Raw genomic sequence first — 21,086 nt, 5'->3', positions numbered from 1 at the left:
TTAATGATACAGCATTACAAAAACAATCGAAGTTTATAAAGATGATTTCTGATTGACCAGCCCCCTACCCTACAATGGTGACTAATTTTATTACTCCCGAAGGAGATGATGATATGAATATATCAAATGTGAATAGCAACAAAACGACATCTTTACCTGTAGAGCTAGATACACTAAATAACAAAGATATCTCTTATGCCAAAGATATCTCTTATGCCAAAGATTTCTCTTATGCCAAAGATCTCTTTTTATATATAGAAACACAGTTAAAAATTGCAAAAGATTTTTGTAGACCTGGAGAAGAAGTATCAAGTTCTATTGCAAGTACAGTTTTTCACGCATTTATTGATTTAGTTAACAAAATCAGGGGTAAGAAAGATTGTATGTATATTTGCACGCTTTGCTGTTTTGCCGAGGAGGTTAAAGGTGATTATTCTCATTACAGGACCTTTTTATTTGATATTGGTAATCAATATAAGGTTAAACTTACACAAAGCGGAAAAAAAGAGTTCTCTTTAACTTTAGAATTTAACGATACTATAATTGAATCTCAGATAGTCACAGGCAATAAGGCAAAGCATATTCTTGAGGATATAGAAAAATTCTATCGTAACAAACCCGATACTTATTATTAAATTTAATAATGGTTAGATGTGCAAAAATTATTATTCCACACGGTAAAACAGGGAAAAGCACTCCAGAACATTGGGATAAACTTAACAAGTTAGAACTAACAACGTTTTATTACCTCTCACGTAGAACGATGGCATCAAAAAAATCATCTATAAAGCAAGAGTGAAAGCGACAACAGTTTAATTTCACTGCAGGCTGGGTAACTCCAGCCTGCTTTCCTGCATTACATCACCGCAGCAAACGCCTTTGCCACACATTGTACATTTGCCGTATTTAACCCGGCGACACACATGCGACCGCTGGCGATGAGATAGACACCAAATTCTTCACGTAGTTGGTCAACCTGAGCGGCACTTAAACCGGTATAACTGAACATACCGCGCTGATTAAGCAGATAATCGAAATTGCGTTCTGGCATTTCTGTGCTCAATACCTTCACCAGTTCCTGACGCATCGCCAGAATGCGAGTACGCATCTCTTCTACTTCCGCCAGCCAGCTGGCTTTCAATGCCTCGTCATTCAGCACCGCAGCCACCACCTGCGCACCAAAATTCGGCGGGCTGGAGTAGTTGCGGCGAACTGTTGCTTTCAATTGCCCCAGTACGCGGCCTGCGGCTTCGGCATCTTCACACAGCACAGAAAGTCCGCCGACGCGCTCGCCGTAAAGGGAGAAAATTTTCGAGAACGAATTGCTCACCAGAGCGGGTAATCCAGCGCTGGCAATGGCGCGAATGGCGTAGGCATCCTCTTCCATACCGGCACCAAATCCTTGATAGGCAATATCAAGAAATGGGATAAGCTCGCGGGCTTTGAGAATTTGAATCACCGCATCCCACTGGTCATTAGTGAGATCGGCACCCGTTGGGTTGTGGCAACATGGGTGCAGCAACACAATACTGCGGGCAGGTAATGTTTTTAGCGTCGCCAACAGGTCATTAAAGCGCACGCCGTTAGTCGCTTCGTCATACCAGGGGTAAGTACTCACTTCGAATCCAGCCCCGGCGAATATTGCTACGTGGTTTTCCCAGGTAGGATCGCTGACCCAGACGCCTGATTCCGGGAAGTAGCGTTTCAGGAAATCTGCGCCCACTTTCAATGCCCCTGAGCCGCCAAGGGTTTGAATGGTTGCTACGCGCTGTTGTTGCAGTACCGGATGGTCCGCACCAAACAGCAGCGGCGCAATGGCATGGCGATAGCTATTAAGCCCTTCCATCGGTAAATAAAGCGAAGCACCATGAGGCTGTGCATTCAGGCGCGCTTCCGCTTCCGCCACGGCTTTCAGTTGGGGAATAATTCCGTCTTCGTTGTAGTACAGACCGATACTTAAATTCACTTTGTCGCTGCGAGGGTCTTCTTTGAAACGCTCCATAAGCGTAAGAATCGGGTCGCCAGCGTAGGCGTCAACTTTTTGAAACACGCGATGGTTCTCCAGGTTTACGGGCAGGTGGTTAAGACACAATAAACCGGAAGAAGGCGAAGATCGAGTGGATGTTCAGGAGCGAACGGTAATTAGCAACAGAGTGAGACTCATGACAAACGTACATTCGCCAGAGGCACGACCTTTATAAGAACATGAAAGAACATCAACTTATTGAATTGGTAGGATTTTATTGGCCGGATAAGGCATTCACGCCGCATCCGGCACAGACAATCAAATATTACAGAACGATTAATCCACGTATTTCATCGCGACCCTTGAAGTCAGGCGCGTAATAAGTTCGTAAGCGCTCACTTTTGTCATTTCAGCGATACGTTCTACGGGCAAACCTTCGCCCCACAAAATGACCGGGTCCCCGGCTTTATCCTGCGCCTGTGGACCTAAGTCTACGCAGATCATATCCATCGCCACGCGCCCGACAATCGGGACTTCGCGACCGTTCACCAGCACTGGCGTACCGGACGGCGCGGCGCGCGGATAACCATCGCCATAACCCATCGCGACTACGCCAAGACGAGTATCACGTTCGCTTACCCAGGTTCCACCATAACCAACAGGCTCTCCGGCTTTATGCTCACGCACGGCAATCAGGCTGGAGGTTAGTGACATCACTGGCTGACAGCCAAAATCGGCACCGGTGGAGCGATCTTCCAGCGGAGATACACCGTAAAGAATAATACCCGGGCGCACCCAGTCAAAATGCGACTGTGGCCAGAGTAAAATGCCACCCGATGCGGCAATGGAACGTTGACCAGGTTTGCCTTCGCAAAAGGTATTAAAGATAGCGAGTTGTTTCTCGGTTGCGCCGCATTTTGGTTCATCCGCGCGCGCAAAATGGCTGACGATATTCACCGGCTGACGAACGTTTTTGCACTGGGTCAGGCGATGATAAAACGCCTCAGCCTGTTCCGGCCTTACGCCCAGACGGTGCATACCGGTATCGAGTTTCATCCAGACGGTAACCGGCTCGTCCAGGCTAGCCTCTTCCAGCGCAGCCAGCTGTTCTTCGTTATGCACGGCGGTATGAAAATGTTGCGCAGAAATCGTCGGCAGATCTCTGGCATCAAAAAAGCCTTCGAGTAACAGTACAGGTTTGGTGATTCCCCCCGCACGCAGTCGCAGAGCTTCTTCGAGACGGGCTACGCCAAAGGCGTCAGCATCGGGGAGCGTTCGCGCGGTCTCAAGAAGACCGTGACCATAAGCGTTCGCTTTCACCACCGCAACCATTTTACTGGCAGGTGCCAGTTCACGAAGACGTTGCAGGTTGTGTCGCAGAGCGCGGCGGTTAATCACAACAGTTGCCGCTTGCATTTGTGTTCCTTGATAAGTGTTTGCTTTAATTACCTAATTCATAAAATAATTATTATTCGTCGTCGTACTGCGGCCCCGCATAGTTGTCGAAGCGCGACCATTGACCGTTAAAGGTCAGGCGTACCGTCCCGATTGGGCCGTTACGTTGTTTACCGATAATAATTTCCGCGATGCCTTTTAAATCACTGTTTTCGTGATACACCTCATCACGATAGATAAACATGATCAAGTCCGCATCCTGCTCGATAGAGCCAGATTCACGCAGGTCGGAGTTGACCGGGCGTTTGTCGGCACGTTGTTCCAGAGAACGGTTCAACTGGGACAGCGCCACCACCGGCACGTTCAGTTCTTTCGCCAGTGCTTTCAGCGAGCGGGAGATTTCTGCAATTTCCAGCGTACGGTTATCGGAAAGCGCCGGTACGCGCATCAGTTGCAGGTAGTCGATCATGATAAGCCCGATGCCGCCGTGTTCACGGGCAATACGGCGCGCGCGGGAACGCACTTCCGTTGGCGTCAGGCCGGAGGAGTCATCGATATAGATATTACGTTTTTCGAGCAAAATACCCATGGTGCCGGAAATGCGCGCCCAGTCTTCATCATCGAGCTGCCCGGTACGGATTTTAGTCTGGTCAACGCGCGACAGCGACGCCAGAGAACGCATCATAATCTGTTCTGATGGCATCTCCAGCGAGAAGATAAGTACCGGTTTATCCTGCAACATCGCCGCGTTTTCGACGAGGTTCATCGCAAATGTCGTTTTACCCATCGACGGACGCGCGGCGACGATGATCAAATCCGACGGCTGCAAGCCAGCGGTTTTTTTGTTGAGATCGTCATAACCGGTGTTTACCCCGGTAACGCCATCGTGTGGCTGCTGAAACAACTGCTCAATACGCGCCACCGTGGCGTCGAGCACATCAGCGATGTTCTTCGGCCCTTCGTCTTTGTTTGCACGACTTTCGGCAATTTTAAAGACGCGGGATTCAGCCAGGTCCAGCAGATCTTCGCTGGTGCGCCCCTGCGGATCAAAACCGGCTTCGGCAATCTCATTCGCAACCGAAATCATCTCGCGAACAACGGCACGTTCACGCACGATGTCCGCATAAGCACTGATGTTCGCCGCACTTGGCGTATTTTTTGACAGCTCCGCCAGATAAGCGAAACCACCGACGCTATCGAGTTGCCCCTGGCGTTCCAGCGATTCCGCAAGGGTAATCAGATCGATAGGACTACCACTTTCCTGCAAACGCGCCATTTCAGTAAAGATATGACGGTGTGGGCGGGTGTAAAAATCGTCTGCCACCACACGCTCGGCTACATCGTCCCAGCGTTCGTTATCCAGCATTAAACCGCCCAACACCGACTGCTCCGCTTCGATCGAGTGCGGAGGCACTTTCAGCCCGGCAACTTGTGGATCGCGTTCGCGGGGTTCAGCCTGCTGTTTGTTGAAGGGTTTATTTCCTGCCATAGTGAATGGAGTTACCGAGATAAAGAATGGGTCGAAACTTTACCATATGAAGCAGACCCTGACGATACGTTCTGGAGGACACATGGCAACACGAATTGAATTTCACAAGCACGGTGGCCCGGAAGTACTTCAAGCCGTAGAGTTCACTCCTGCCGATCCGGCGGAGAATGAAATCCAGGTCGAAAATAAAGCCATCGGCATCAATTTTATCGACACGTATATCCGCAGCGGTCTTTACCCACCGCCATCGCTACCCAGCGGATTAGGTACCGAAGCGGCAGGCATCGTGAGTAAAGTCGGCAGTGGTGTAAAGCATATTAAGGCAGGCGATCGTGTAGTCTATGCGCAGTCGGCGTTAGGCGCTTACAGCTCGGTGCATAACATTAATGCGGATAAAGCGGCGATTCTGCCTGCGGCAATTTCTTTTGAGCAAGCGGCGGCATCCTTCCTGAAAGGCTTAACGGTTTATTATCTGCTGCGCAAAACCTATGAAATTAAACCTGATGAGCAGTTCCTGTTCCACGCAGCGGCTGGCGGCGTTGGCTTGATTGCCTGCCAGTGGGCAAAAGCTCTGGGCGCGAAACTTATCGGCACCGTAGGAACCGCGCAAAAAGCGCAGAGCGCGCTAAAAGCCGGCGCGTGGCAGGTTATTAACTATCGTGAAGAGAATCTGGTCGAGCGATTGAAAGAGATCACCGGCGGTAAGAAAGTGCGCGTAGTGTACGATTCCGTGGGCAGAGACACCTGGGAACGGTCGCTGGATTGCCTGCAACGCCGCGGCTTAATGGTGAGTTTTGGCAACTCATCAGGTGCGGTTACCGGTGTGAACTTAGGCATTCTCAATCAGAAAGGCTCGTTGTATGTGACACGCCCTTCCCTGCAAGGCTATATCACCACGCGGGAGGAATTAACCGAGGCCAGTAATGAACTGTTCTCTTTGATTGCCAGCGGTGTGATTAAGGTCGATGTCGCCGAGCAGCAGAAATATCCGCTGAAGGATGCGCAGCGTGCGCATGAGATTCTGGAAAGCCGGGCGACGCAAGGTTCCAGCCTGTTGATTCCATAAAAGAAATAGGGCTTCCACCTGGGAAGCCCTTTCTTTTTATAGTTCGGCTGTATGTAGGGTACAGCACGATGAATCTGTTAGAGGCGCAATAGTGACAGATTTGATTATCAATTCCTATTTTGTTCTAAGGATAAAACCTTAGGTTGTGATCATCCGCACAATCCCTTAGTAACGCCAGCGGTCATAACGCTGATATTTAGGCACTTTTGGTGCTTTAATCGCCTTAATAACCCACACCACCGCAATCGCCAGTAGTAACCACGGCAGCAACTTAATCATCAATGCCAGCATACCGCCGAGGAACATAATGGCCGTCGCCACAACCAGCGCAGCGATAATACCCAGCAACGAAACGCCGGTGACCATCAGCATGACAAAAAAGCCAATCACAAAAAGTAGTTCCAGCATGATGCTCTCCCAAATATGAAATCTCTTGCTGGCATTACAAGAATCATGCCAAAAATAATCTATTGATTTAACAGCAAAACGCCCCGCGACGGTGCGCAGGGCGTGGTGAATTTGACTACTTTTTGGTGAAAAGTTAACGCTTATCTGCCACCAGTTTGAGCGCGTGTTCCAGCACGTTAATGTCAGCACCCGCTTTATGGGCATTTTCACTTAAATAACGCCGCCACTGCCGCGCGCCAGGAATACCCTGGAACAAGCCCAGCATATGCCGGGTAATATGGCCGAGATACGTCCCCTGGCTGAGTTCACGCTCAATGTACGGATACATGGCACGCACCACCGCCACCGGATCGGCATCGGTATCCGAAGAACCAAAGATCTCTCGGTCTACCGCCGCCAGAATGCCTGGATTCTGATACGCTTCGCGCCCGACCATCACGCCATCCATATGTTGCAAATGCGCTTTAGCCTCTTCCAGCGACTTGATGCCACCGTTAATCGACATCGTCAGATGCGGAAAGTCACGCTTCAGTTGATACACACGCGGATAATCGAGCGGCGGGATTTCACGGTTTTCTTTCGGGCTTAACCCAGAAAGCCAGGCTTTACGTGCGTGGATGATGAACATCTCACACTCGCCTTTGCCGGAAACGGTGTTGATGAAATCGCAGAGAAATTCATAGCTGTCCTGGTCATCGATTCCAATACGCGTTTTCACCGTCACCGGAATCGACACCACATCGCGCATCGCTTTCACGCAGTCGGCAACCAGCTGCGCATTACCCATCAGACACGCCCCAAACATGCCGTTCTGCACCCGGTCAGACGGGCAGCCGACATTCAGGTTGATCTCATCATATCCGCGCGCTTCTGCCAGCTTCGCACACTGCGCCAGCGCCGCCGGATCGCTACCGCCGAGTTGCAACGCTACCGGATGTTCTTCTTCACTGTACGCCAGATAATCACCTTTACCGTGAATAATCGCCCCTGTGGTCACCATTTCGGTATACAGCAACGTATTGCGGGAAAGCAGACGCAAGAAATAGCGGCAATGTCTGTCCGTCCAGTCGAGCATTGGTGCAACGCTAAACCGACCACTCCAGTGAACGTCAGTTTTTTCAGGCATTGCGCTGGTTTGGTTGATTTTTTGCATTTCAGAATTACCGTGCATTTTCAAATGTAGAGATTATTTTATCGATATATCATTGAGTTATGTTATTCAGCATCACTGTTCAGGAGGCTCAATAGCGGGGTACTATACCATAACAACAGGAAGCGCCTGTCTCATTGCAAAAGAAAATTGAGATCCTCTCAAGGCATGAAGCTCTCACGAAGTGAAGATATAATCTTATTAGATGTTAGCGTTGTGAAAAGCAATGATAAACAATTCAGTTTCGACTGATAAATAAAAAATCACACATAAACCATGCTGATATATCTCGCGGCGAATAGTATTGATAGATAAAAAAGAACCCAATCATTGTTGAGTTCTTTTGTATAATGCCTTCCATACCATCGAAGAACTTCACATATTATTTCCCCGATTTAACCCCGAATAAATCATAAATTAATTTAGAAGTGTCTGTAAGTATTTTAATCTCTTCCTTTGAGGTTGGGTCAAACGACTTAGCGAAGCTAATTAATTGCGGTGCAGCATCTCGCATTTTGCTTAAAATATCAGGTTCGAGCTTTCCTTCATTCACCAGAAGTGACATCTTCTCCAGATAGTCATCAAAATTCATTTCTCCCCCATCTGCCAGACGCTTCATCTCTCCCAGATACTTCTTCATATCACGTTGAGATAATTCTTCAAACTGAGCTGTCAGGTAGTTATTATTATATTCATTAATATTCACTCTTCCTGCTAAATCTGCGTAGGCACTAGAATATGAACGTGAAATTAACAGCGAAGCGAATAATTTTAAGCTGTTGTCATCATATTCCTGACATGCATTAACAAACGTTAAGAAACCATAACCTATTGCTTGCAAATGTATATTCGCTAAAGGTTCATTATCTTTAGATTCCTCATAAAATAGCTGAACCGTGGAGGGAAGGCCATTCTTAGTTTCTACGTCAAAAGTACATCGTTCTATGGGCGTCGCATCTTTATTATCCTCGAGATTACATATACTATTAATCGCGAAATGAAAAATAGCCCGGTCAACAACTGATGCAATATATTCACGATCGTTTAATTCCTCATCAGTACAATCTCCAATATACTCATTGACACATATTTTGAGATCATTTATTTGCTTAATTAACGTCACATTTTTTTCACGTGCAGTCCATAAATTATGAGTGATTCTTTGAATAAACAAATCTATTTTTGCAATAATTATATCCCGATGACGCATCGTTGAATAATCAATAGATTTACCATATATACTATTTACTTTACCTTTGATTGCATCTTCATTATCGAATTGATTTGAATTGAGTGTTTTATTAAAGTATCCAGTTGCACCGGGTATTATCTTCAACATGATTCATCTACCTTTTTTGTCGTACCGTGTCCTCCTTATAATTCTTTTGCCATCTGGTCACTATCAAAAATCGCTCATAATTTTCTGAACTACGGGTATGCGATCAACCCCAGTTAAATAAATAGTGAGTTAACTTAAAGCAATTCATTTAAAAATGAATTATTAATTATTATCGTGTAGATAATGGTACTACCAGGCAATACAACACCTTACCGACAAATCAAAAAATCAACATTACGGTAACAATAAGGGTTCTCGGTGTTTTTCCTGGAACATGGTAAAGTAAGGACATTCTTAACCCCCCACTTTGAGGTGCCCGATGGAAAAGACCACAACGCAGGAGTTATTAGCGCAGGCTGAAAAAATCTGCGCGCAGCGTAATGTGCGCCTGACTCCACAGCGCCTGGAAGTGTTGCGCCTGATGAGTCTGCAGGATGGCGCTATCAGCGCTTATGATCTGCTTGATTTGCTGCGCGAAGCTGAACCGCAAGCCAAGCCGCCAACGGTTTATCGCGCGCTGGATTTTCTGCTTGAGCAAGGTTTTGTGCATAAGGTGGAATCCACCAACAGTTATGTGCTCTGTCATCTGTTCGACCAGCCCACCCATACTTCAGCCATGTTTATTTGCGATCGCTGCGGCGCGGTGAAAGAAGAATGTGCAGAAGGCGTGGAAGACATCATGCATACGCTGGCGGCAAAAATGGGGTTTGCCCTGCGGCATAATGTGATTGAAGCACATGGACTCTGTGCGGCATGCGTGGAAGTGGAAGCGTGTCGTCATCCTGAACAGTGCCAGCATGATCACTCTGTACAGGTGAAAAAGAAATCACGTTAAGAGGGCGTACATCCTTGTACACGTCGGGCAGGAGGGATTAATTACCAGCGATACTCATTGCGGGTTTCCCAATCCACGACCTCTTTTTCTGCCTGATCTTTCTGATAACCATAACGTTCCTGGATTTTACCGACCAGTTGATCACGTTTACCTTCAATGATCGTCATATCATCATCGGTCAGTTTGCCCCATTGCTCTTTCACTTTACCTTTAAACTGTTTCCAGTTACCGCCGGCTTCATCTTTATTCATAATCAAGACCTCATCGTTAGGTTGTGAATGAGAGTACGTTCACTTTTCTTCTGAACGTGAGATTAAGTGTAGTCAGCAATTTGGCTTAGGATTATTTATTCAGAATTTTTAACCGTCACGTTGCGGCAAACCAGGTACCGTTGCGCCAGTGACGCCGCCAGATAGCCGCCAGAGAAAGCCCGCGCAAAGCCAGAAAGACGGTTAATGCCAGCCACAAACCATGATTACCCAGCCACGGCAGCGTAAGGAGCGTCAGCGCAAAACCTGCGGCGGCCACCGCCATACTGTTACGCATTTCGGCGGCACGCGTTGCGCCTATAAACATGCCGTCCAGCAGATAACACCAGACGCCAACCAACGGCAAAATCACCTGCCAGATAAGATAGCGGTCGGCCAGCTGCTGAATCTGGGTTAACGACGTCAGTAACGCAATGATGTGTTCCCCTGCCAGCAAATAAACCACCGAAAACAGTAACGCTACGATCCCCGACTGGCGGCACGCTGCCCGCCAGACATCCAGCAACTGGCTACCGTCGCGCGCACCGTATGCCTGACCGGAATGTGCTTCAACCGCGTAGGCAAAACCATCCAGCGCATAGGCGGTAAAGGTGAGTAGCGTCATCAGAACCGCGTTAACAGCGATAATGTCACTCCCCAGTCGCGCGCCAAGTACGGTGATCGCGCCGAAACAGAGTTGCAACAACAGCGAGCGCAGCATGATATCGCGGTTAAGCGCCAGCAAGCGACGGAAATTTCCTCGCCAGGCAGTTTTCAGCATTTCGCCGGAGATTCCGCGTAGTTTGAGGATTTTACGCACCATTAGCAGACCAATCAGCAATGTTGCATATTCCGCAATAACCGTCGCCAGCGCCGCGCCCTGCACGTTCATATGCAGCCCCATCACCAGCCAGACATCCAGCACAATGTTGAGGATATTGCCGACCACTAACAAAATTACTGGCGCACGGGCATATTGCACGCCGAGTAACCAACCAAGTAATACCAGATTCGCCAGCGACGCCGGTGCGCTTAACCAGCGGATTTCAAGAAAGCGCCGCGCCTGTTCCAGGACTGCTTCACTACCGCCAACAATATGCAGCGCCAGATCGATAATCGGCGTACGCAACAGCGCAATTAACGCCCCAGCCCCCAACGCCAACAGCAACGGTTGCACCAGCGCACGGGCTAATGCCTGAGGATTTTTGGCACCATAAGCCTGCGCAGTCAGCCCGGTGGTGCTCATGCGTAAAAACAGCAACAACATAAAGAGAAAGCTGGTCGCCGTTGCACCAACCGCCACGCCGCCCAAATAAACCGGACTATCAAGATGACCAATAACCGCCGTATCGACCAGCCCCAACAACGGAACGGTGATATTGGAGAAAATCATGGGTAAGGCGAGATGCCAGAGCGCTTTATCAGATGAAGTGAGGAATGCCATGCAGACAAGCCTGATGAAGAGAGATGAAAAACAAACCGCGACGCCAGGCGGCATCGCGGTCTCAGAGATATGTTACAGCCAGTCGCCGTTGCGAATAACCCCAACCGCCAGCCCTTCAATGGTGAAGCTCTGCTGACGAAGGTCAACGACAATTGGTTTAAACTCGCTATTTTCTGGCAACAGTTCGACTTTATTGCCCTGTTTTTTCAGGCGCTTAACGGTAACTTCGTCATCAATACGTGCGACAACGACCTGACCGTTACGTACATCCTGAGTTTTATGCACTGCCAGCAAGTCGCCATCCATAATGCCGATATCTTTCATCGACATCCCGCTGACGCGCAGCAGGAAATCAGCATTCGGCTTGAACAAGGAAGGCTCGACCTGATAATGACCTTCAATATGCTGTTGCGCCAGAAGCGGTTCACCGGCAGCCACACGACCTACCAGCGGCAACCCTTCTTCCTCTTCCTGCAACAGACGAATCCCGCGTGATGCGCCGGAAACAATTTCAATAACGCCTTTGCGTGCCAGCGCCTTCAGATGTTCTTCAGCCGCGTTTGGGGAACGGAACCCCAAACGCTGCGCGATTTCCGCACGCGTCGGCGGCATACCTGTCTGGCTGATGTGATCACGGATGAGATCAAACACCTCTTGTTGCCTGGCCGTTAACGCTTTCATTCCGCCCCCTGGGTGTATATACAGTTATGCTGTGAGTATATACAGCAAAAGGCGATTTTGGAACCATAAACTGCACAATAAACCAGAGATTTATCGAAATCTGGAAGGGTTATCCAAAATGCGACCATAACAGGATGCACCAGGTAATCACGGCGACGATAATCGCAATCAGCACCGCGGCGGATCCCATATCTTTAGCGCGTCCGGATAGCTCATGGTATTCAGAGCCAATTCGGTCAACCACTGCTTCGATGGCGCTATTGAGGATTTCCACAATCATCACCAGCATCACGGAGCTGATAAGCAGCACGCGGGTAATTGCGTCCACATCCAGCCAGCAGGCGATGACCACCGCCAACAATACCGCTACGCCTTCCTGACGGAAGGCCGCTTCGTTGATCCATGCAGCGCGTAAACCTTTCCAGGAATAGCCAGCAGCTTTGATAATTCGGGTGAGTCCAGTGGTATTATTGGCCATTGAAAGAACCTTTTTACATTATGAGCGTCAATATCAGTGTACCGTTAAATCCGATGATTCGGGTTTGCGTAACGCCGCGCGAAACATGAGCGGATACCACAGAATTTCCCATGACTTTCTGCTATCCTTGCCGCGCATTTGCATTATTAACCAGAGGCTTTACATCGTTTATGTCCGGCTGGCCACGAATTTACTACAAATTACTGAATTTACCATTAAGCATCCTGGTAAAAAGCAAGTCTATTCCGGCAGATCCTGCCCCGGAACTGGGGCTGGATACCTCTCGTCCAATTATGTACGTTTTACCGTACAACTCGAAAGCAGATTTGCTGACGTTGCGCGCCCAGTGTCTGGCACATGACCTGCCTGACCCGTTAGAGCCGCTGGAAATCGACGGCACGCTACTGCCGCGCTATGTGTTCATTCACGGCGGGCCGCGTGTATTCACCTATTACACGCCGAAAGAAGAGTCTATTAAGCTGTTCCACGACTATCTCGATTTGCACCGTAGCAACCCAAATCTGGATGTGCAGATGGTGCCAGTATCGGTGATGTTTGGTCGCGCGCCGGGGCGTGAAAAAGGCGAAGTGAACCCGCCGCTGCGTATGCTTAACGGCGTACAGAAATTTTTCGCTGTACTGTGGCTCGGTCGCGACAGTTTTGTGCGTTTCTCGCCGTCAGTTTCGCTGCGCCGTATGGCGGATGAACACGGCACGGATAAAACTATCGCTCAGAAACTGGCGCGCGTGGCGCGTATGCACTTTGCCCGTCAACGTCTGGCTGCCGTAGGCCCACGTCTGCCTGCTCGTCAGGATCTGTTTAATAAGCTGCTCGCCTCCCGCGCCATTGCCAAAGCGGTAGAAGATGAAGCGCGCAGCAAAAAAATCTCCCATGAAAAAGCGCAGCAGAACGCGATTGCGCTGATGGAAGAGATTGCGGCGAATTTCTCTTACGAGATGATCCGCCTGACTGACCGTATTCTGGGCTTCACCTGGAACCGCCTTTACCAGGGCATCAACGTCCATAACGCTGAGCGCGTTCGTCAGCTGGCCCACGACGGTCATGAGCTGGTGTATGTGCCTTGCCACCGCAGTCACATGGACTACCTGCTGCTTTCTTACGTGCTGTATCACCAGGGGCTGGTGCCGCCGCATATCGCCGCCGGGATCAACCTGAACTTCTGGCCGGCTGGGCCGATTTTCCGCCGTCTGGGGGCGTTCTTTATTCGCCGTACTTTTAAAGGCAATAAACTTTATTCCACCGTTTTCCGTGAGTATCTCGGCGAACTGTTCAGCCGTGGTTATTCCGTCGAGTACTTCGTGGAAGGCGGTCGTTCCCGCACGGGGCGTTTGCTGGATCCGAAAACCGGTACGCTGTCGATGACCATTCAGGCGATGCTGCGTGGCGGCACGCGTCCGATTACGCTGATTCCGATCTATATCGGTTATGAGCACGTCATGGAAGTGGGTACTTACGCCAAAGAACTGCGCGGTGCGACGAAAGAGAAAGAGAGCCTGCCGCAGATGCTGCGCGGTTTAAGCAAGCTGCGTAATCTCGGTCAGGGTTACGTCAACTTCGGTGAACCAATGCCGTTGATGACCTACCTTAACCAGCACGTACCAGACTGGCGTGAATCTATCGATCCCATCGAAGCGGTGCGTCCGGCATGGTTAACGCCGACGGTCAATAATATTGCTGCCGATCTGATGGTACGCATTAACAACGCAGGCGCGGCAAACGCCATGAACCTGTGCTGTACTGCGCTTCTGGCGTCACGTCAGCGCTCACTCACCCGCGAGCAGTTAACCGAGCAACTCAACTGCTACCTGGATCTGATGCGCAATGTGCCTTACTCCACGGACTCTACCGTTCCTTCAGCCAGCGCCAGCGAGCTTATCGATCACGCGCTGCAAATGAACAAGTTTGAAGTCGAGAAAGACACGATCGGCGACATCATCATTCTGCCGCGCGAGCAAGCGGTACTGATGACCTACTATCGCAACAACATTGCGCATATGTTGGTGCTGCCTTCGCTGATGGCGGCAATTGTCACCCAGCATCGCCACATCTCCCGCGACGTATTGATGGAGCACGTCAATGTGCTTTACCCAATGCTGAAAGCGGAGCTGTTCCTGCGCTGGGATCGCGACGAGTTGCCGGACGTTATTGATGCGCTGGCCAATGAGATGCAACGTCAGGGGCTGATTACCCTGCAAGATGATGAGTTGCATATCAACCCGGCGCATTCTCGCACGCTACAGCTGCTAGCCGCAGGCGCGCGCGAAACGCTGCAACGTTATGCCATCACTTTTTGGCTGTTGAGCGCCAACCCGTCGATCAACCGCGGTACGCTGGAGAAAGAGAGCCGCACCGTCGCGCAACGTCTCTCCGTGCTGCACGGGATCAACGCGCCGGAGTTCTTCGACAAGGCGGTGTTCAGTTCTCTGGTGCTGACACTGCGTGATGAAGGGTATATCAGCGATAGCGGCGACGCCGAACCGGCAGAAACGATGAAGGTGTATCAGTTGCTGGCGGAGTTGATTACATCAGACGTGCGTTTGACGATTGAGAGTGCGACGCAGGGCGAAGGGTAATCAGTGAGAATTGCCGGATGCGGCTCAAACGCCTTATTCGGCCTACTATGAACTGCAAATTCAATAAATTGCGATATGTTGTGTAGGTCTGAGAAGCGCAGCGCATCAGGCAGCCCAGAAGAAAGCCGGATGATCATCCGGCTTTTTTACATCATCAGAAATGCCAGTAACTCATTGCCAGCCCTAAAAACAGTACCAGACCAACATAGTTATTATTCATAAATGCCTTAAAGCAGGCTTCTCGCTCACGGTTGGCAATCAGTTTTTGTTGATAAACAAACAGCGCGCCAGCCACCAGAATTGACCAGTAATATCCCCAGCCTAAGCCATTTAACTCACCGATAATCGCCATCAACGCCAGTACGCCAATCTGCAAAATACCAATAATCAATTTATCGTATTGGCCGAACAGGATTGCAGTGGATTTAATGCCAATCTTCACATCATCATCGCGGTCAACCATCGCATACTGCGTGTCGTAAGCCACCGCCCAGAGAATATTGGCGAGGAACATTAACCAGCAACTCAACGGCACCGACTCACTCACAGCGGCAAAAGCCATTGGAATCGACCAGCCAAACGCCGCCCCCAGCACCACTTGCGGTAGATGGGTATACCGCTTCATAAACGGGTACACCCACGCCAGCGCCAGCGCGGCAATCGACAACAGAATGGTCATCGTATTCAGCGTCAGCACCAGTAAAAACGAAATCAGTACCAGCACGACAAACAGCGCGCGCGCCTCTTTCTCCGTTACCGCGCCGCTGGGAAGTGGTCGGTTCGCCGTACGCTTAACATGACCATCAAACTTGCGGTCAGCATAATCATTCACCACGCAACCAGCAGCGCGCATCAGCCAGACACCCGCGACAAACACCGCCAGGATCCAGAGCTGGGGAACGCCCGGTGTCGCCACCCACAACGCCCATAATGTTGGCCAGAGCAGCAGTAACGCGCCAATTGGCTTATCCGTACGCATTAAGCGATGAAACGCCAGCAGCTTATTCTGCGTCAGACTCCACTCCATATTTTTTTCCTCTTAGTACAACGGTGACGCCGGTAAAAACAGTTCGGTTAGCAACAGCGGTTTACCGCTTAATCGCAGGCGGGAACGTCGCCCCCACAGTCCGGCATCACGGCCTATCTCAATAAAGTCCCGGGTTAATGTCGATGATGTGAACAGATAGCGTCCTAACGGCGTTTTACCCAATTTTTGTAACGCCAGCTCCGGCCCGCTTAACGTTGACACAGGAACGACGGTACGACCGGCAAGCCACGGTTCACCATCGGCACATAACAAAATTTCACGTAACCAGTAACGAGACTCTTTCGGCAGCAGCGGCAGTTCTTCGGGGATTTCATTCTGCTCGACAAACCCTTCGCGGATCATCGTCACGCTCACCGTTTTTCCCTGCTGTTCAAAACGTTTTGTCATGGAATCTTCCAGCAACAGCCAGTCGAGCAGTTGCGTATCCAGGGCAGGGATCTCTGTAAAATAGCGCAGCGCACGCAGTTGCGTTAACGCGGGGTGTGACATGCCGAACTCTCCGTTACATAACGTAAAGGCATTGTATCGCAGAAAAGTGTTTACGGGAGATGTAAAGCAAATTAAGTGATCTAATGCGCAACAAAAACGCAACAATCGCATGAAGTGGTAAAACGCTGTTGAACCTTACGCTTTGCCGATGCCCGTGCTGGCGAGGGCAACCATAGGGACATCACCGCCCAGGATGCCAGGAACGATGATGTTTTCCTTTACTTAAATACCTTTATTCTTTATACGATTAGCTCGCCAACTCGCAGTAAAAATTGGGAAAAGCGCATGTTTATCCTGAGATTTGGTGCCGAAAAGTGTTTCCGGAGTAAGATTAACAGGCAACATCTCATGTCTGGATTTGTAGATATACGTGGAATTCCAATTGGTATCTTTTGTAGGATTCAACATATCATGTAAGCGCTGGGAGCTTACCACCATAACTGGCCCATCATAGACAGAGGAGAACAGGATAAAGATATTATCGTTTCGTGTTAATTCATTCGTGTTAAAGGTTCTTAAATTATCTTCAGTTTCTATAAAGATAGGTGAAACATCATCACTACGAATCCACTCTTTATAAAGATGCCAGGCATTTGCTTTGATCGTATCATCCGTTGATCGTAGAGCCTGATCGATAAGTTGGATAAAAAAATTGTTATTTTGATCAATCAGCCCTTTATTCATATTAAATCTGTTAATAAAAACGATCATCTGTTGGGTATCGAAATTCACTTTACTGAATCGATGTTGACGCATAAAAATATCGAACGTGTTATCTTCATCAGAATGGATATAACTACGTATAATTGGATCTTTTATATAAGGGCAATGGCTAAATATTTTCTTCATATTCTCAATAAAGTTTTTATTAACAATATTAAGAATTTTTAATTGCATCACCAATTTTACTGCCAGAACGGATTTCAATATCATTGCATTATCTGGCAATGTATCAATCATTTTTATAATGTTATTGATATAACCATCAAGATCTTCATTCCCAAATATATCTGAATAATCAATAGTTAATTCCAATCGTTCTGTAATGCAATCTTTAAAATTCCCTGTCGACATTCGCACATGATCAAACATAACAGCTGTCAAATTCGATTTAATAAATGATATTTCTTTGTCAGAAAGAAATTCTGCTCTGGTGAAGTGCGAAGCATAAAGATAACAATTATCGAAGTTTGAATTTTTAATCTGACATTCGCGAAAATTACTATGACCAAGTTGACTCTGCGAGAAGTCAACTGTATCAAGAATATTTTGGCTAAAATCAACACATTCGCCACTCGTTTTGAGAAAAATCACATTGTGTAAACGTCGACATTTAAATATGACATTATTAACTGTTGCCTTAGTAAAATTGCAATTCTCAATGTCTTTACATTCGAAAGTTGCATGTTGTAGATTTGACGATAAAAAAGACACCTCCGAAATAACGTCACCTTTAAAATGGCAACTTGTTAAATCCAAATCAGACAGGTCGATATACCCCTGCGCATCTTTATCCATCATAAAATCACAAGCGCATTCTATTTTTTCATTTCTATAAAATTTTACGCTTATAATATCATTACTGATTGAGACTTCACGAAACATATTTATTGCATGATTTTTTTCGTTCCGTTGTTTTATATTTAAAAATATATTGCTGATATAAATAAAATTTTCTCGATTTAACCCTGGCACCCCATTAAAATTACGTAGTAAATCAAGATCTACTATATTATTTCCTTGCACCACATCATGTTTCATCAAAGAGTTATTGCCGCCAGAATTTGTGATATGACCTATCATAAAACCTCTGTATTACAGAAATAAAATAACCTGGAAAAGTAGCCTGAGCGTCCAGACACTACCGGCGAAAGGAAAAGAATCTCTGATAAGGCATTGAGATAATAGATATTCTTAGTGAAGAAGAAGTGAAGTACTATAAAAAATCGCTCATATCCCTGGAATGAAGCATAAAAAAAGGTGCGCCAGGAGACGCACCAGTTGTTGCAAAATCAGCACTGTGGGGCGTAATTACCCCTTGCCTTTTACACTGCTGATAAAGGTGGAACGGGCAGATGTTGACCCCAGGCGTTCAGCTTCATCAAGCAGTTTTAACGCCTTATCAACATCACCTTTCGCGACAGCGTTTTTGATCGCGGTATTAAAATAACTTTCCGTGTCGTTGAGCATCGGCTCGCTTTTCTTCACCGGTGCCGGAGCGGGTGCAGCCACAGCTGGTGCCGCCGTGTTGCCTACCGTAACCGGAGCTGGAGCGGAAGAACCAAATAGTGGCCCGACCAACACGCTGGAACTGGAGTTCGTTTTGACTTTCAGTTTCAGTAAGCCATCGGTGGTATGACGAGCAACCGGGTCAGGAATATCCGGGATCGAGTTACCGACGCCTTTGGCATAGGCTTTAGCCGGGTCGAGCAGTTGGGTCGTCTGCTGGAGATCTTTTTCCGTGGTAAAGACCAGAACATAAAGTTTTTGCTGCCCCAACGCCGGTGTCAGGCGCATAACGCCTTCCAGCCGATCTGCACTCATCACGCCTGGTTCCTGGTAGGTGAAATAACTGCTGGGGAAGAAGGCTGATGGGGTCATGTTCTGATCAAGAATCAGCACGTTCGGCGCAAAAACGCTGGTTTGTTTGTTCACTTCGCTGGTCAGCGTCAGGGTCAGTTCGCCAATATTTGCCGGGACGCTGTACGCAGCAACCGGACCACTGATGCCGGGAACGTTCAGTTGTTGGCCGCCGGTCGCCAGTTGGGTGGTCTGGGTTTTAGATTGATCGACCGGTGTCCAGGTGAGTTGTTGCAGCGCGGCAGATGGAATGGCTGGCGCGTCGCTGGTGTTTTGCGGTACGTAGTTAACATCGGCAAGGCTGATTCCAGGCGCGCTTGCCAGCAACCCTGCTGATAAACAGAGGGCGATGAGACTTTTATTCATTTTCATTGTTTTCACCTCAAAATCTGGAGCTCAGCGGTAGCCAGGCAATAGCGCGCTAAACCCGATAATCAGAGGGGCTTGCGCCCCTTTCAGATAATGACAACCTGTTTTTATGCCGGATGCGGCGCAAGCACCTTATCCGGCCCAGTTTTTGCTATTACCACCAGATTTCCATCTGGGCACCGAAGGTCCACTCGTCGCTGTCGCCACGACCGAAGCTGCCGCCGTTGAAATCAGCAGGAACGGCTTTGCCGTAGTTCGGGTTAACCTTGCTATCGCCGTTGTAGTCATAACCCCATTTCTCATCCCACTTGGCGTAGGTTGCGAAGACACGAATAGCCGGGCGTGACCAGATGCTGTCGCCAGCCTGCCATTGTTGTGCGAGGGTAATTTTGTACTGATTGTTCTTGTCGCCGGTGCGCTGGGATTCGACGTTGTCGTAGCCGATTTCCATCACGGTGCTCATGATTGGCGTCCACTTGTACATCGGGCGAATACCGACGGTCCACCACTTGGTGCCGTTGTCGTTATCCCAGTTGATATCCTGATACATACCCACGTACATCATGTCCCAGTTGTCGCCCATGGAGATCGCACCGTGGTCGAGGATACGCAGCATGTGACCGTTGTTGTTGATATTGTAGGCAAATTTTTCGTTATCAAACGCGACGCCAGAACCCTGCGACAGACCTTTACCCTGCGAGGTCATCGAGTCAGTAGCGTACTGAACAACAAACTTGTTAAAGCCCTTCAGGACACTCTGAGTATGTTCAGCAGTGAATAACCAGCCGTCTTTCGATGCGCCATCAACCAGACGATAGTTATCACGCAGGTTGGCACGACCGTAGTCGACACCCAGTTCTAATGTGCCGCCCGGGTTGATTTCCATCTGCGCTAAACGCACGTCGAAAACGTCGTTCGCGGTTTCGTTGGTATAGTCATAAATATTGTTGCTGGCGAAAGAGGAAGAACCACCTGCTTCAGAGGAGCGGGTTGCTGCCAGAGAGAGTTTACCGAAGCCAACATCGATGTTTTCCAGACCGGCACCAGGACCAGAAATATCCCAGTAGTAGAAGTCGATCATATGAACGTCATGACGTTGGTAGAAGCGCTTACCTGCCCAGATGGTGGAGCCTGGCAGCCATTCGATCAGGTTTTTACCCTGCACGTTTGCTTCACGGAAGGCCGGATCGGTAGCTTCCCAGTCATTCTGTTGTGCGACGGAATAGGCCACGTTAGTGTCGAAATAGAAGCTCTTATCGCCTTCTTTCCACACTTCCTGACCCAATTTTAATTCAGCATAAGTTTCACATTCGTTGCCAAGACGGTATTTACTTTGAGCACCGGTAGTCTGGAAACACTGTTGTTCACCGCCGCTACCTGTCCAGCCAATACCGGAACGTGCATAGCCGTGGAAATCAACAGCCATTGCCTGAGCAGACATTACGCCCGCTGCGACGGCAACCGCCAGAGGAAGTTTGCGCAGAGTAATCATCATTCTATCTCCTGA

General features: G+C 48.7%; 18 protein-coding genes and 1 pseudogene. 4 read left to right on the top strand and 15 right to left on the bottom strand.

All coding sequences use genetic code 11. From position 1 onward, the window contains the following. Positions 1-113 precede the first annotated feature (113 nt). Positions 114-354, top strand: a pseudogene (locus ACJHXB_RS21225) (hypothetical protein). Positions 355-856: 502 nt separating this feature from the next. Here ACJHXB_RS21225 and tyrB read toward each other — a convergent pair. The 3 genes from tyrB to dnaB all read right to left on the bottom strand — a co-directional run bounded on the left by tyrB (position 857) and on the right by dnaB (position 4,850). After that, positions 857-2,050 carry an aromatic amino acid transaminase gene (gene tyrB / locus ACJHXB_RS21220; RefSeq protein WP_000486972.1) on the bottom strand — a complete coding sequence of 398 codons (1,194 nt, stop codon included), beginning with the start codon at positions 2,048-2,050 and terminating at the stop codon, positions 857-859. A gap of 252 nt (positions 2,051-2,302) precedes the next feature. Then, positions 2,303-3,382, bottom strand: a complete 1,080-nt coding sequence (gene alr, locus ACJHXB_RS21215; RefSeq protein WP_001147328.1) for an alanine racemase — start codon at positions 3,380-3,382, stop codon at positions 2,303-2,305. A 52-nt stretch (positions 3,383-3,434) separates the two neighbouring features. Then, complete coding sequence (dnaB, locus tag ACJHXB_RS21210; RefSeq protein ID WP_000918363.1) at positions 3,435-4,850, bottom strand: replicative DNA helicase; 1,416 nt, start codon at positions 4,848-4,850, stop codon at positions 3,435-3,437. Positions 4,851-4,932: 82 nt separating this feature from the next. Here dnaB and ACJHXB_RS21205 point away from each other — a divergent pair, with 82 nt between their 5' ends. After that, positions 4,933-5,916, top strand: coding sequence for a quinone oxidoreductase (locus tag ACJHXB_RS21205; protein ID WP_000235522.1), 984 nt, complete (start codon positions 4,933-4,935; stop codon positions 5,914-5,916). A 165-nt stretch (positions 5,917-6,081) separates the two neighbouring features. Here ACJHXB_RS21205 and pspG read toward each other — a convergent pair whose 3' ends face one another. The 3 genes from pspG to ACJHXB_RS21190 all read right to left on the bottom strand — a co-directional run bounded on the left by pspG (position 6,082) and on the right by ACJHXB_RS21190 (position 8,813). Then, on the bottom strand, positions 6,082-6,324 hold the full coding sequence (pspG, locus tag ACJHXB_RS21200) for an envelope stress response protein PspG (RefSeq protein ID WP_000891404.1): 243 nt from the start codon (positions 6,322-6,324) through the stop codon (positions 6,082-6,084). Positions 6,325-6,457: 133 nt separating this feature from the next. Further along, positions 6,458-7,495 (bottom strand): tRNA dihydrouridine(20/20a) synthase DusA, encoded by a 1,038-nt coding sequence (gene dusA, locus ACJHXB_RS21195; protein ID WP_001298868.1) that lies wholly within the window; start codon positions 7,493-7,495, stop codon positions 6,458-6,460. Between the two features lie 361 nt (positions 7,496-7,856). Continuing rightward, the gene (locus tag ACJHXB_RS21190; RefSeq protein ID WP_000912586.1) at positions 7,857-8,813 is read right to left on the bottom strand and encodes a DUF2713 family protein; all 957 of its coding nucleotides are present in this window, start codon (positions 8,811-8,813) and stop codon (positions 7,857-7,859) included. 319 nt (positions 8,814-9,132) lie between these two features. Here ACJHXB_RS21190 and zur point away from each other — a divergent pair, with 319 nt between their 5' ends. Beyond that, complete coding sequence (gene zur / locus ACJHXB_RS21185; protein ID WP_000416263.1) at positions 9,133-9,648, top strand: zinc uptake transcriptional repressor Zur; 516 nt, start codon at positions 9,133-9,135, stop codon at positions 9,646-9,648. Positions 9,649-9,689: 41 nt separating this feature from the next. On the opposite strand, the gene ACJHXB_RS21180 is transcribed toward zur, so the two are convergent. From ACJHXB_RS21180 to dgkA, 4 genes are all read right to left on the bottom strand, one after another. After that, complete coding sequence (locus ACJHXB_RS21180; RefSeq protein WP_001030593.1) at positions 9,690-9,899, bottom strand: CsbD family protein; 210 nt, start codon at positions 9,897-9,899, stop codon at positions 9,690-9,692. A 115-nt stretch (positions 9,900-10,014) separates the two neighbouring features. Then, positions 10,015-11,340, bottom strand: a complete 1,326-nt coding sequence (gene dinF, locus ACJHXB_RS21175) for an MATE family efflux transporter DinF (protein WP_001301116.1) — start codon at positions 11,338-11,340, stop codon at positions 10,015-10,017. A gap of 72 nt (positions 11,341-11,412) precedes the next feature. Continuing rightward, positions 11,413-12,021: a transcriptional repressor LexA gene (gene lexA, locus ACJHXB_RS21170; protein WP_050876214.1), complete on the bottom strand. Its 609-nt coding sequence runs from the start codon at positions 12,019-12,021 to the stop codon at positions 11,413-11,415. Between the two features lie 109 nt (positions 12,022-12,130). After that, the gene (gene dgkA / locus ACJHXB_RS21165) at positions 12,131-12,499 is read right to left on the bottom strand and encodes a diacylglycerol kinase (protein ID WP_000002913.1); all 369 of its coding nucleotides are present in this window, start codon (positions 12,497-12,499) and stop codon (positions 12,131-12,133) included. A gap of 170 nt (positions 12,500-12,669) precedes the next feature. On the opposite strand from dgkA, the gene plsB reads away from it, so the two are divergent. After that, entirely contained in the window at positions 12,670-15,093 is a 2,424-nt protein-coding gene (gene plsB, locus ACJHXB_RS21160) for a glycerol-3-phosphate 1-O-acyltransferase PlsB (protein WP_000017354.1), read from the top strand. Between the two features lie 154 nt (positions 15,094-15,247). On the opposite strand, the gene ubiA is transcribed toward plsB, so the two are convergent. The 5 genes from ubiA to lamB form a co-directional block, all read right to left on the bottom strand. Beyond that, positions 15,248-16,120 carry a 4-hydroxybenzoate octaprenyltransferase gene (gene ubiA, locus ACJHXB_RS21155; protein WP_000455227.1) on the bottom strand — a complete coding sequence of 291 codons (873 nt, stop codon included), beginning with the start codon at positions 16,118-16,120 and terminating at the stop codon, positions 15,248-15,250. 12 nt (positions 16,121-16,132) lie between these two features. Beyond that, a complete protein-coding gene (ubiC, locus tag ACJHXB_RS21150) occupies positions 16,133-16,630 on the bottom strand; it encodes a chorismate lyase (protein ID WP_001468913.1) in 498 nt (165 codons plus the stop codon). A gap of 222 nt (positions 16,631-16,852) precedes the next feature. Next, positions 16,853-18,433 carry a SopA family protein gene (locus tag ACJHXB_RS21145; RefSeq protein ID WP_000579095.1) on the bottom strand — a complete coding sequence of 527 codons (1,581 nt, stop codon included), beginning with the start codon at positions 18,431-18,433 and terminating at the stop codon, positions 16,853-16,855. Positions 18,434-18,661: 228 nt separating this feature from the next. Beyond that, on the bottom strand, positions 18,662-19,582 hold the full coding sequence (malM, locus tag ACJHXB_RS21140) for a maltose operon protein MalM (RefSeq protein WP_000783444.1): 921 nt from the start codon (positions 19,580-19,582) through the stop codon (positions 18,662-18,664). 151 nt (positions 19,583-19,733) lie between these two features. Then, positions 19,734-21,074: a maltoporin LamB gene (lamB, locus tag ACJHXB_RS21135; RefSeq protein ID WP_000973658.1), complete on the bottom strand. Its 1,341-nt coding sequence runs from the start codon at positions 21,072-21,074 to the stop codon at positions 19,734-19,736. Between the last annotated feature and the right edge of the window lie 12 nt (positions 21,075-21,086).

This window comes from Escherichia sp. WS3227_2, from assembly GCF_046486495.1.
GTDB lineage: Bacteria > Pseudomonadota > Gammaproteobacteria > Enterobacterales > Enterobacteriaceae > Escherichia > Escherichia coli.
This window is presented reverse-complemented; position numbering and strand designations above follow the sequence as displayed.